At 74.1% G+C, this 12,455-nt stretch carries 9 protein-coding genes and 1 pseudogene; 4 read left to right on the forward strand and 6 right to left on the reverse strand.

Annotation, left to right across the window (positions count from 1 at the left end; all coding sequences use genetic code 11):
* The first annotated feature begins 326 nt into the window (after positions 1-326).
* Both ACIP67_RS00635 and ACIP67_RS00640 read left to right on the forward strand, forming a co-directional pair.
* Complete coding sequence (locus ACIP67_RS00635) at positions 327-2,111, forward strand: bifunctional sugar phosphate isomerase/epimerase/4-hydroxyphenylpyruvate dioxygenase family protein (RefSeq protein ID WP_401685246.1); 1,785 nt, start codon at positions 327-329, stop codon at positions 2,109-2,111.
* Between the two features lie 128 nt (positions 2,112-2,239).
* Positions 2,240-2,395 (forward strand): hypothetical protein, encoded by a 156-nt coding sequence (locus tag ACIP67_RS00640; RefSeq protein ID WP_389516137.1) that lies wholly within the window; start codon positions 2,240-2,242, stop codon positions 2,393-2,395.
* Positions 2,396-2,497: 102 nt separating this feature from the next.
* Here ACIP67_RS00640 and ACIP67_RS00645 read toward each other — a convergent pair whose 3' ends face one another.
* A complete protein-coding gene (locus ACIP67_RS00645; RefSeq protein ID WP_401685249.1) occupies positions 2,498-4,567 on the reverse strand; it encodes a SpoIIE family protein phosphatase in 2,070 nt (689 codons plus the stop codon).
* A gap of 262 nt (positions 4,568-4,829) precedes the next feature.
* On the opposite strand from ACIP67_RS00645, the gene ACIP67_RS00650 reads away from it, so the two are divergent.
* Positions 4,830-7,292 (forward strand): SpoIIE family protein phosphatase, encoded by a 2,463-nt coding sequence (locus ACIP67_RS00650; protein ID WP_401685251.1) that lies wholly within the window; start codon positions 4,830-4,832, stop codon positions 7,290-7,292.
* Between the two features lie 150 nt (positions 7,293-7,442).
* Here the strand turns inward: ACIP67_RS00650 and ACIP67_RS00655 are convergent, their stop codons facing one another.
* Entirely contained in the window at positions 7,443-8,123 is a 681-nt protein-coding gene (locus ACIP67_RS00655; protein WP_401685254.1) for a TetR/AcrR family transcriptional regulator, read from the reverse strand.
* A gap of 135 nt (positions 8,124-8,258) precedes the next feature.
* On the opposite strand from ACIP67_RS00655, the gene ACIP67_RS00660 reads away from it, so the two are divergent.
* A complete protein-coding gene (locus ACIP67_RS00660) occupies positions 8,259-8,993 on the forward strand; it encodes an SDR family oxidoreductase (RefSeq protein WP_401685257.1) in 735 nt (244 codons plus the stop codon).
* A 75-nt stretch (positions 8,994-9,068) separates the two neighbouring features.
* Here the strand turns inward: ACIP67_RS00660 and ACIP67_RS00665 are convergent, their stop codons facing one another.
* The 4 genes and pseudogenes from ACIP67_RS00665 to ACIP67_RS00680 all read right to left on the reverse strand — a co-directional run bounded on the left by ACIP67_RS00665 (position 9,069) and on the right by ACIP67_RS00680 (position 12,307).
* Positions 9,069-9,770, reverse strand: a complete 702-nt coding sequence (locus tag ACIP67_RS00665) for a hypothetical protein (protein WP_401686816.1) — start codon at positions 9,768-9,770, stop codon at positions 9,069-9,071.
* 1 nt (position 9,771) lies between these two features.
* Positions 9,772-10,068, reverse strand: a pseudogene (locus tag ACIP67_RS00670) (protein kinase); the annotation flags it as partial.
* A gap of 108 nt (positions 10,069-10,176) precedes the next feature.
* Positions 10,177-11,655, reverse strand: a complete 1,479-nt coding sequence (locus ACIP67_RS00675) for a glutamate--cysteine ligase (RefSeq protein WP_401685260.1) — start codon at positions 11,653-11,655, stop codon at positions 10,177-10,179.
* Positions 11,656-12,052: 397 nt separating this feature from the next.
* Positions 12,053-12,307, reverse strand: coding sequence for an EF-hand domain-containing protein (locus ACIP67_RS00680; RefSeq protein WP_401685263.1), 255 nt, complete (start codon positions 12,305-12,307; stop codon positions 12,053-12,055).
* Positions 12,308-12,455: the final 148 nt, after the last annotated feature.

The following is a 12,455-nucleotide window of genomic DNA, read 5'->3' on the forward strand; positions in this document are numbered from 1 at the left end:
TCCGTGGATGGAGTCCGGCCGGTAGGACGTCACCCTTGCCTCAGTGGCGGCAGCCCGGTGGGCAGGGGGAGGGAAGGGGTGGTGCGGGCGCCCCCCGAACGTTGACCGGCGAGGCCCGTCGCGGGCGGTGCTTCCTTGTCCGGTGCCTCGCCCTCCTCTACCGTGACCGTACAGTGGACCTGTCGATCCGCCTAGTGGTCAGCTTGGAGTTCCAGTGACAGCAGCAGTTCTCACGACGACGGCCGGGCCGGCGGCGCCCGGACGCGGGGCGAGCGCCGGCCCGGCCGGACGCGCGGGCCGGACCCGGATCAGCGTCGGGAGGACGCATGCGTAAGTCGATCGCCACCGTCTGCCTCAGCGGCACGCTCACCGAGAAGCTCACGGCCGCCGCACGGGCGGGCTTCGACGGGGTCGAGATCTTCGAGAACGACCTGGTCGCCGCCCCTCTCACCCCCGAGGAGATCCGCGCCCGCTGCGCCGACCTCGGCCTGAGCATCGACCTCTACCAGCCGATGCGCGACATCGAGGGTGTCCCCGAAGACCTCTTCGACCACAACCTGCGACGCGCCCGGCACAAGTTCGACCTGATGCGCAGGCTCGGCGCCGACACCGTCCTGGTCTGCTCCAACGTCTCCCCGCAGACCCTCGCCGACGACTCCCTGGCCGCCCGGCAGCTCGGCCGGCTCGCCGACCTCGCCCAGGACTTCGGCATCCGCGTCGCCTACGAGGCGCTCGCCTGGGGACGGCACGTCAGCACCTACGACCATGCCTGGCGCATCGTCGAACAGGCCGACCACCCCGCACTCGGCGTGTGCCTGGACAGCTTCCACATCCTCTCCCGGGGCTCCGACCCCCGGGGCATCGAGGACATCCCCGGCGAGAAGATCTTCTTCCTGCAACTGGCCGACGCCCCGCTGATGGCCATGGACGTCCTCCAGTGGAGCCGCCACTACCGCTGCTTCCCCGGCCAGGGCGGCTTCGACGTCACCGGTCTCGTCCGCCACGTCCTGAACGCCGGCTACGACGGCCCGCTCTCCCTGGAGGTCTTCAACGACGTCTTCCGCCAGGCCGACGCGGGCCGCACCGCGGTGGACGGACTGCGGTCGCTGCTCGCTCTGGAGGAGAACGCCGGCGTCTCACCCCTGCCCGCCCCCGTCGTCCCCTCCGGAGTGGCCTTCGCGGAGCTGGCCGCCGGCGACCCCGAGCCCGTCGGCAAGCTGCTCACCGCACTCGGATTCGCCCGCACCGGCCGCCACCGCGGCAAACCCGTCGAGCTGTGGCAGCAGGGCGCCGCCCGTGTCCTGGTCAACACCGGCACCTCGACGCGCCGCGCGGGAACCACCCTCGCGGCCATCGGACTGGAGACCCCCGACCCGGCGGCCGCGGCACGGCGCGCAGAGGCCCTCCTCGCTCCCGCGCTCCCCAAGCGGCGCGCGGTCCATGACGTCCCCCTGGAGGCCATCGCCGCACCGGACGGCACCGAACTGCTCCACTGCGCGACCGACCGGCCCGGACTGCCCAGCTGGACCGACGACTTCGAGCCGCTCCACGACGCCCCGAGCCCGGCCGGCGGCATCACCGGCATCGACCACCTCGCCCTCACCCAGCCCTGGCACCACTTCGACGAGGCGGTCCTCTTCCACCGCGCCGTCCTGGGCCTGCGACCGCACGACACCGTCGACCTCGCCGATCCCTACGGGCTCTTCCGCAGCCGCGCCCTGACCGCCCCGCACGGCGGACCCAGGATCGTCCTCAACCTCGCGCCCGGCCCGGACGACGCGAGCGGAAGCCGCCCCCAGCACGTCGCCTTCGCCGTCGAGGACATCGTGACGACGGCGCGCCGCGTCCGGGAGGAGGGCGCCGAACTCCTGCGGATCCCGGCGAACTACTACGACGACCTCCAGGCACGGTACGAGCTCCCCGCGGACGAACTGGAGACGTACCGCGAGCTCGGCATCCTGTACGACCGCGACGAGCGGGGCGGCGAGTTCCGGCACTGCTACACCGCGACCGTCGGCCATGTCTTCCTCGAACTCGTGCAGCGCACCGGCGGCTACGGCGGCTACGGCGCCGCCAACGCCCCGGTCCGCCTCGCCGCCCAGCGGAGGTAGCCGGGGCACCGGGTGTCAGTGGAGATCTTTAAGGTGTAGGGCGTGGTCCGGTGCCGCCGCCACCGCAGGTGCGGCGACCGGGGCCGGACCACGGACACCGTTCCCGCACCGTGAGGAAGTCACCGGCCATGTTCCAGGAGACCCCGATCTACGCCCGTCTCATTACCGAACGGGGTGACGTGCCCGACCAGGTGCGCCGCGACGCCGAGCGGATCCACCGCGATCTGGCACGTGTCATCACGCCGGGCCCTCCCTCCTTCCCGCCGGCCCCCTACAGAGCCTGACGGCCGCTCGCCGGTGAACCCGGCCCGCGGCGCACGGTGAGCGGCGCCGCGTCCCCGGCGTCCGGTTCACCGCGCGCGTCCGGTTCACCGCGCGCGGCCGGATCACAGGGCCCGGGCGACGAGCAGGGCGACGTCGTCGTGGTCGTCGGGGTGGCGCAGGCCGTAGAGCAGGAGGTCGCAGGTCTCCTCCAGCCGCCGGTGCGGTTCGTCGAGGAACCCGAGCAGGGTGTCGAGGCGGTCGTCGATGGGATGGCTGCGGGTCTCGACGAGGCCGTCGGTGTAGAGGACCAGCAGATCGCCGGGGTCGAGGACGACGGTCGTCGTCTCGAAGGGGACGCCTCCGACGCCCAGCGGGGCGCCGGAGGGCAGGTCGAGCAGCCTGGGTGCACGGCCGGGCCCGGACAGCGCGGGCGGCATGTGGCCGGCGTTGGCGACGCGGCACTCCCGGGTGCGCGGATCGAATACGGCGTACAGGCAGGTCACGATGTAGTGCTCCAGATCGCAGGTGATCTTGTCCAGGTGCTGGAGCACGGCGGCCGGATCGAGGTCGAGGTCGGCGTAGGCGCAGGTGGCGGTCCGCAGCCGGCCCATCGTGGCGGCGGCGTCGATGCCGTTGCCCATGACGTCCCCGACGACCAGTGCGGTCTTGTCGCCGGTCAGGGGGATCACGTCGTACCAGTCGCCGCCGACCTCGCTGGTGGCCTGCGCGGGCTGGTAGCGGGAGGCGAGCTCCAGACCGGTGTGCCGGGGCGGGTGGTCGGGCAGCAGGCTGCGCTGGAGGGTGAGGGAGGTGTTGCGCACGCTCTGGAACCAGCGGGCGTTGTCGATCGCCACGGCGGCACGCCCGGCCAGCTCGGCGGCGAGCACGACGTCGTCCTCGTCGAACGGCAGCGGATTGCGGGTGCGCTTGAGATCGAGGACGCCGAGCACCTCGCCATGGGCGATCAACGGCACGGCCAGGTACGAGTGGACACCGGCGCGGGCCAGCAGGGAACCGGCCTCGGCGTCCCGGGCGATGCGCGGCAGGTCCCGCTCGCCGACGTGGGGCACCAGGACCGGCCGGCCGGTGTGGACGCACAGGGTGACCAGACGGTCGCCGTCGTAGGCCGTCAGGTCGCCGGGAGGATCGGCGGCGCGCAGGGCCACCGTCGGCTGGTCCGCCTTGAGCGCGAGGGCCCGGAAGAGCTCGGGGCCGTTGTCCGGTCGGCGCGCGCGCCGGCAGGACAGGGCCGAGTCGAGGACGTCCACGGCGACCACGTCGGCGAGCTGGGGCACCGCGATCTCGGCCAGCTCCCGGGCGGTCTCCTCCACCTCCAGCGTGGTGCCCACGCGGGCGGATGCGTCGGCGATGAGCGCGAGGCGGCGCCGGGCCCGGTCGGCCTCGGCGGCCGCGCGGTGCCGTTCCGTGACGTCGACGACCGACAGGGCCGCGCCGAGGACCCGCCCGCCGGGGTCCTCCAGCCGGTAGAACGACAGGGACCAGGCGTGTTCCTGGTCCGGGTCGGTCGGGGGACGGCCCACGTGGTACTGGTCGAGGAGCGGGGTGCCGGTGGTGAGGACCTGCCGCAGCGCCGACTCGATGGTCCGGACGTCGGACAGCGGCAGGGTCTCCCGGAGCAGACGGCCGACATGGTCCTCGGCGGGGATGCCGTCGATGCGCTCCAGCGCCGGATTGACCAGCAGGTACCGCAGGTCGGGGTCGAGCAGCGCCAGACCGATCGGGGACTGGTCGATCAGCCGCTCGCACAGCGCCAGATCGGTCTCCACCCGCTGGAGCAGGGAGTGGTCGGCCGCGATGCCCAGGGCGTACACGTCACCGAGATCGTCCTGGAGCCGCATGTTGCGGAACTCCATCAGCCGGCTGCTGCCGTCCTTGTGCCGGACGGGGAAGGCACCGGCCCAGCTCCGGCCCGTCTCCAGCACCTCCGTGAACAGCTTCACGACGGCCTTCAGATGCTCGGGGTGGATGATCAGCCGGGCCGCGTACTGGCCGAGCGCCTCCTCGGCGCTGTAGCCGATCAGTTCCTCCGCCTGCGGAGTCCAGAACACGATGCGGCCCTCGGTGTCGAGGACCATCGCGGCCACGCTCAGCACGTCCAGCAGACCGGTGGACGCGGGACCCTCCGGACGGTACGCGTCCCCGTCCAACGGGAGGGAGTCGTCGGCTGTCATCCGGCATCGACCTCCACCGCTCGGCGGGACGAAAGTGACCTCCTCCGGTAGCGGCGCCCGCCCGGTTCCGACCACCGGTACCTCCATGCTGCCTCCCGCGGGCGGCGTCCCCAAACGCGAGGGTGCGCCGGGAGGTCCGTACCCGGCCGCACACGCGGGAACCGTGTACGTCGGCCGCACCCGCGGGAACCGTGCACATCGGCCGGACACGCAGGAACATGGTCGTGTGGAGGACGGCACCCCGACGGACCGGACGGCACCCGTGGAACCTGCGCCCCAGGCTTCCGGCGGGCCGGCGCCCGCAGCACCGCGCGACCTCCTCGACGCGTCCACCGACGCGGCGGCGGTGGTGTCCGCGGACGGCCGGGTGGTGGGCTGGACCCCGGCCGCCGAGGAAATCCTCGGCCACCCGGCGTCCGAGACCGTCGGCGGTTCCGCGGCCCGCCTGGTGGCGATGCCCCACGACCCGGCCCGGGTGGCCGCCGTCGCGCAGCGGTGCCGCGCCGGACGGGGATGGAGCGGCCTGGTCCCCCTGCGGCACCGCGACGGCCGCTCCGTCGACGTGGACCTGCGGGTCTCCGCGTCCTTCCGGATCGGCGACGACGAGTGCTTCCTGCTCTCGGCGCGCCCGCAGCGGCAGGAGTGGACGGTGGGCCGGTCCGTGCTCGACGGCTTCCTGACCCGCTCCCCGGTCGGCATGGCGGTGATGGACCGGGACCTGCGCTTCGTATGGGTGAACGACACCCTGGAACGCATCGGCGGGGTGCCCCGCGAACAGCGTCTGGGACGCCGGCTGAGCGACCTCCTGCCCGGGCTGCGGACCGACGCCCTCGAAGAACTCATGCGCACGGTCCTGAGGACCAAGGCCCCGGTCCCCGACTACGAGTTCGTCGGATGGAGCTGGGCCGACCCGCACCGCCGGCACGCCTACTCCATGTCCTTCTTCCCCCTGGTGGACGCCGACGAGACCGTCACCGGTGTCTGCTACCTCGTCCTGGACGTCACCGAGCGGTGGAGCGCCCGTCGGCTGCTGTCACTGGTGAACGAGGCCGGTACCAGCGTCGGCACCACCCTGGACGTGATGCGCACCGCGCAGGAACTCGCCGACTTCGCCGTTCCCCGCTTCGCCGACTTCGTCGTCGTCGACCTGCTGGAGCCGGTCCTCAGCACCGAGGGGCACGGTGCGTGGCTGATGGACGCCGGACCGGCCCCCGCCCGGCCGGTACTGCGCCGCGCCGGACTGAGCTCGGTGCGCGAGGGCTGCCCGGAGGCCGTGGCCCGGGTCGGCGAGCGGGCTGGCTTCCTCCCCCCGCCGTACGACGCGGACTTCCTCGTCCACGGCGAGCCGCTCCTGCTGCCCGTCCTCGACGCGTCCGACGACCTGTGGGTCACCGAGCAGCCCGAACGGGCGGCGACCATCCGGGAGTTCGGGCTGCACTCCCTCATCTCCGTACCGATGCGGGCACGGAACACCGTCCTGGGCCTGACCACGTTCATACGGACGCTCAACCCGGTGTCGTTCCGGCCCGACGACCTGCTGCTGGCGCGGGACCTGGTGGCGCGGGCGGCACTGTGCGTCGACAACGCCCGCCGCTACACCCGGGAGCACGCGGCGGCGGTCACCCTCCAGCGCAGCCTGCTGCCCCACGCCCTGTCGGGCGGCACCGCGCTGGAGGTGGCCTCCTCGTACCTCCCGGCGGACGCGACGGGCGGGGTGGGCGGTGACTGGTTCGACGTGATCCCCCTGTCCGGGGCGCGCGTGGGCCTGGTCGTCGGCGACGTCGTGGGCCACGGCATCACCGCCGCGGCGACCATGGGCCGGCTGCGCACCGCGGTGCAGACCCTCGCCGACATGGAGCTGCCCCCCGACGAACTCCTGGCCCACCTCGACGACCTCGTGCTCCGGCTGAGCGCGGAGCGCACCGACGACGAGACGGCCCGGCGCACCACGGCCGCCTTCCTCGGGGCGACCTGTCTGTACGCCGTCTACGACCCCGTCACCCGGCGGTGCACGATGGCCCGGGCCGGACACCCGCCGCCCGTGGTCGTCGCCCCCGACGGACGGGTGTCGTTCCCGGAGCCCCCGGCCGGCCCTCCGCTCGGGCTGGGCGGGATGGCGTTCGAGGCCGGTGAGATCGAGCTCGCCGAGAACAGCCTGATCGGCCTGTACACGGACGGGCTCGTGCGGGGGAGCGACGGCGACGTCGAGCGGGGCATGGCCCGGCTCGGCGAGGTGCTGGCCCGCTCCGACACCGATCTCGGCAGCCTGTGTTCCACCGCGGTGCGGCACCTCGTGCCCCGGCCCCAGCCCGACGACATCGCCTTGCTCCTGGCCCGTACCCACGCGCTGGGCACCGACCGGATCGCCTCCTGGGACGTGCCCGTGGACCCGGCCGCCGTCGGCGACGTCCGGGCCTGCGCCACCCGCCAGGTGGCGGCCTGGGGACTGGACGAGCTGGCCATGACGACGGAACTCATCGTGAGCGAGCTGGTCACCAACGCCATCCGCCACGCCGAACCCCCCATACGGCTGCGACTGCTCCGCGACGGGCACCTGACCTGCGAGGTCGCCGACGCCAGCAGCACCGCCCCGCGTCTGAGGCACGCCCGCAGCACGGACGAGGGGGGCCGCGGCCTGTTCCTGGTGGCGCAGCTCGCCCATCGTTGGGGCGCCCGGTACACGGCCGAGGGGAAGATCATCTGGGCGGAGCAGGAGATCCTGTGACGGGGCCGGCGGGTGCCGTCGCCGTCAGGGCGCCGACGGGCCTCCTCCGCGCATCGCATCCGACCGGGATGCCGGGATGCCGGGATGCCGGGAGCGCCGGGCGGGGCGACGGCGACCACGGCGGCGGCCAGCCTGTGGGGAGCCGGCCGCTCAGGCGCGTACGCCCCGCATGAGGTTGGCCACCAGGCTCACGGCGAACTCCTCCGTCACGGGCAGGCTGGGCATCAGCAGCCGGTGGTAGCAGGCGCCCCAGAGCTGGTCGACCAGGACCTCGGGATCGACGTCCGCGCGCACCTGGCCCCGTGACTGCGCCCTGCGTATCGTGCGGACCGCCAGCTCGCGGCGGGGGCCGGAGTAGCGCTCCAGCAGGGCGGCGGACAGGTCGGGGTCGGTCTGCGCCTGCCCGATGAGCTCGGCGATCACCTGCCCGGCGGGCGTCCCGGTGACGACGTGGACGAACGCGCGGAGCTGCGCCGTCAGGTCGGCCTCGATGTCCCCGGTGTCCGGGAAGGTCAGCGCGGACTCCACCGCGTGGAAGTAGCCGTCGAGGGCGAGCGCCCCCTTGGAGGGCCACCACTTGTAGATCGTCGTCTTGCTGACGCCGGCCTCCGCGGCGACCGCCTCGATCGTGAAGGCGCCCATGCCCCCGCGCAGGAGCAGGGTTCCGGCCGCGTCGAGGGTGGCGGCCCGCACCTCGGCGGCCGGGCGCCGGCCCCGGCCGCGCCGGACCCGCGGGGCCTCCTCCCGCTCCGCCCGCTTCGGGGACTCCGCCCGCTTCGGGGACTCCGTCCGCTCCGGGGACTCCGTCCGTCGTCCCGTCCGCTCCGGCATGTGTCGGCCTTCCCGTGGTGAGCGTCCGGTCCTCCTGCTGTCGTGGTGAGGACCGTTTCTCCACCCTACATATGGACGACGCGTTCACAAAGTGGTTATATGGACGGTACGTCCATAAGAATGCGGAGGCACACCATGTCCGACACCACTCGAGTCGCCCTCGTCACCGGGGCCTCCGGCGGCATCGGCCGCGCCGTGGCCCACCGCCTGGCCGCCGACGGCATGGCCGTCGGGGTGCACTACGCGGGCAACCGGACCGCCGCCGACGAGACCGTCGCCGCGATCGGGCGGAGCGGCGGCCGGGCGGTCGCGGTCACCGGCGACGTCGCCGACGAGACCGCCATGAGCGAGGCCTTCGACCAGGTGGAGAAGGCCTTCGGCGGGATCGACGTCGTGGTCCACACTGCGGGCGTCATGCAGCTGGGGCCGGTCGCCGAGTTCGATCTCGACACGTTCGACCGGATGTCCCGGACCAACATCCGCGGCACGTTCGTCGTCGCCCAGCAGGCGGCCCGCCGGGTCCGCGACGGCGGCGCCGTCGTCACCTTCTCCACCTCGGTGACCCGGCTCGCCTTCCCCGCCTACGCCGCCTACGCCGCGACCAAGGGCGCCGTCGAGGCCATGACGATGGTGCTCGCCCGCGAGATGCGCGGCCGCGACATCACCGTGAACGCCGTCGCGCCGGGGCCCACGGCGACGCCCCTCTTCCTGGAGGGCAAGGACCGGGCGGCCGTCGACCGCCTCGCCGCGCAGCCCCCGCTGGAGCGCCTCGGCCGGCCGGAGGACATCGCCGAGACCGTCGCCTTCCTGGCCGGCCCGGGACGCTGGGTCAACGGCCAGGTCCTGTTCGCCAACGGGGGCATCGCCTGACCGGCCGAGGAGCGACCGGGGGCGGCCGGGGGCGGCCGGGCGGTCGCGTCGGCCGGGGCGGTCGTACGAGCGCCGTCAGGGACAGTCGTAGGAGAACCGGACCTCGGCCGCGCGCCGGACGGGGGACAGGACGCGCAACTCCGCCGCGGCGGTGAACCGGCCCTGTCCCTCGAAGGTCCAGAGCAGGTGCAGCCGGGTGTGCCGGGGGCCGCCGGCGACGGTGGCGTGGAGCAGGTCCGAGGCCGTGCAGTCGTTGCGCACCCACCGGTAGGAGAACGTGCCGGGCCCGCCGTCCGTGCGGACGACCGCGACGACGTCGGCGGTCCCGTCGCAGCCCGTGCTCTGCCGGGCCGCGGTCACCGTCACCTCGCGCACGGCGACGGGCCCCGCCGAGTGCTGCCGCCAGAACACGAACGCGAGGGCGCGGCCAGGACGAGAGCGGGCAGGGCGTGGCGGCGCCGGCGCGGCGGTGCGGGCGGCGGGAGCGGCGGTGCGGGAAGCGCCGCCCGCGGGTGACGGGCCAGGGCGGCGGTCACCCCCGGGGCCGAAGCGCAGGACGGTCGGGTCGGTGTCCCCGGACGCCGTCGGACCGGCCCGCGGCGTCGGCACCGCCGTGTGGGTCCCCGTGTCCGGTCCCGGCCGTTGGAACCAGTGGCCGGCCAGCACGGTGGCGCTGTAGCCGTCGTCGTCGGCGGCGGCAGCCATGGGCATGGCGCCGGGTGCGGGTGCGGGGGTGGCCCGGGTGTCGGGGGGCGGGTCGTGGGGTGGTGTGGTCATCGGATCTCGCAGTCCGCAGGGAGACCCCGTCCACCAGCTCCATCACGATGGCCGCGCCGTCGGCCGCCTCGACGTACTCGTAGAGACCGGCCACGTACGGACTGTGCAGCCCGCCGAGGAGTTCCGCCTCCGTGCGGAAGCCGCGCACGAAGTCGGGGCGCGTCCGCAGCGACTCGCCGAGGTACTTCACGGCGACCGGCACACCGGTCCGGTCGTGCACGGCCGAGACCACGCGGCCGCCCGCTCCGGAGCCGAGCTCGAACGACTCGGAGTACCCCGGTACCGCCCATGCGCTCATCGCCGTCCCCCCCCAGCCGCGGCAGGCCGCCGGTCCGCGGTGCCGGACCGCCGGGTCACGCGGACTGAGACACCGGCTCGGGCCGGTCCGGTTGCGGGCGACGGGGGCTCAGTCGACGGGCCAGGTGTGCACGGGGGCGTTGAGGTGCATGTAGTCGATGTAGAGCTGCGTCATCCTGCGCAGCGCCTCGTGGCGGCCGGGGCGGGTGGCGGCGGACAGGTGACGGAACATCTCCTTCTGCCACAGCGCACCGTTGCGGCCGGTGACGCACCGCTGCTCGATCACGCCGAGCAGCGGCTCCCGCCAGGCGTCGTCCATGCCGGAGAGCTCCAGCCCGCGGTGCGCCAGCGGCAGCAGACGCCGCAGGACCAGCTCGGGCACCGGTACCTCGCCCATCCCTGGCCAGTACAGCCGTGCCTCGATGCCCTGCCGGGCCGCCGTGTGCAGGTTGTCCGCGGCGGCCGAGAACGACATCCGCGACCACACCGGCCGCTCCTCCTCCACCAGCGCGCGGGTGAGGCCGTAGTAGAAGGCGCCGTTGGCGAGGGTGTCGGCGACGGTCGGGCCGGCGGGCAGCACCCGGTTCTCCACCCGCAGGTGCGGGGTGTCGTGGGCGATGGCGTAGACCGGGCGGTTCCAGCGGTAGATGGTGCCGTTGTGCAGGGTGAGCTCGGCGAGTTCGGGGACGTCGCCCCGGTCCAAGGTCTGCCGGGGGTCCTGCTCGTCGCACAGGGGCAGCAGCGCCGGGAAGTAGCGCAGGTTCTCCTCGAACAGGTCGAAGACGCTGTTGATCCACCGCTCCCCGAACCACACCCGGGGCCGGACCCCCTGGACCTTGATCTCCTGCGGGCGGGTGTCGGTCGCCTGCTCGAACAGCGGGATCCGCGTCTCGTGCCACAGCTCCTTGCCGAACAGGAAGGGCGAGTTGGCCGCCAGCGCCACCTGGACCCCGGCGATCGCCTGCGCCGCGTTCCAGTAGCCGGGGAACTCCTCCGGGGAGACCTGGAGGTGGAACTGGGTGCTGGTGCAGGCGGCTTCCGGAGTGATCGTGTCCGCGTAGGTCCGCAGTCGGTCGACGCCGTCCACCTCGATGCGCAGGTCCTCGCCCCGGGCCGCGAACACCTGGTCGTTGAGCAGGCGGTAGCGCGGGTTCTCGGACAACGAGCCCTCACCGATGTCCTCCTGCCGCAGGGTGGGCAGGATGCCGATCATGATCAGATGGGCGCCGACCGAGCGGGCGCGCTGGTCGGCGTGGTTCAGCGCCGCGCGGATCTCCGACTCCCACGCGTCGGGGCCGCCCTCCGTCAGACGGCGCGGCGGAACGTTGATCTCGAGGTTGAACCGGCCCAGCTCGGTCGACCAGGCGGGGTCCGCGATCGCCTCCAGCACATCGCTGTTGCGCATCGCCGGCTCGGCCGCCCCGTCCACCAGGTTCAGCTCGATCTCCAGCCCCACCTGGGGCCGTTCGGACTCGAACCGTGCCTCGCGCAGCATCTGGGCGAACGCGTCGAGGCACCCCTGCATCTTGATCCGGTACCGGCGGCGGTCCTCGCGGGTGAAGACCATCGCCGGGACGTCCCGTCCCATCGGCCCTCCCGGTCGCCCTCCTCGGACACCCCTGCCTCAAGCGTCGCACCACGGGGCGGCCCCCACCACGTGGGCCGAGGCCCGGCCGACGGGCCGGCACCGGGTCCCTCCACCGACCGCCCCGGCGACCGTCCCGGCGGTCGTCCCGGCAGGCGCCCCGCCGTCCGCCCCGCCGACCGTCCCGGCAGGCGCCCTGCCGTCCGCCCCGCCGACCGTCCCGGCAGGCGCCCTGCCGTCCGCCCCGCCGACCGTCCCGGCGGGCGCCCTGCCGTCCGCCCCGCCGACCGTCCCGGCGGGCGCCCTGCCGTCCGCCCCGCCGACCGCCCCGGCGGGCGCCCCGCCGACCGGGACGGCGGTCGTCCCGGCGGGCGCCCGCTCCCTCCCCGCGTCGGCCCTGTCAGCGCCAGCCGAAACGCCGGTCCACGACCGCCGCGAACTCCTCCAGGGTCAGCACCGCGTCCCCGTTCTGGTCGGCGGCGTCGAACAGCGCCGAGGAGGCGTCGCCGTCCCCCACCCCCCAGAACGGCAGATCGCCCGACGCGGCCAGCGACGGGCCCTTCGTCCGCAGGGCGGTGATCACCTCCTCACGGGTCAGCGTCCCGTCCTGGTCCAGGTCGAGCGCCTCGAACAGCTTCCGGGCCTTCTCGCTCATCGTGTCTCCCCCGCTCCGTCCACCGGCGGGCGGGCCCGTCGCCTCGCCCCGACGGAAACGTCCGCCCGCCCGCCCGGGTTCCCCACCCACCGGACCGGCGGATGCTCGGGCGCGGGGAGCGGGTGTGCCCGGGCGACGGCGCACCCGT

The sequence above is a fragment of the Streptomyces sp. NPDC088812 genome, assembly GCF_044750285.1.
Lineage (GTDB): Bacteria > Actinomycetota > Actinomycetes > Streptomycetales > Streptomycetaceae > Streptomyces.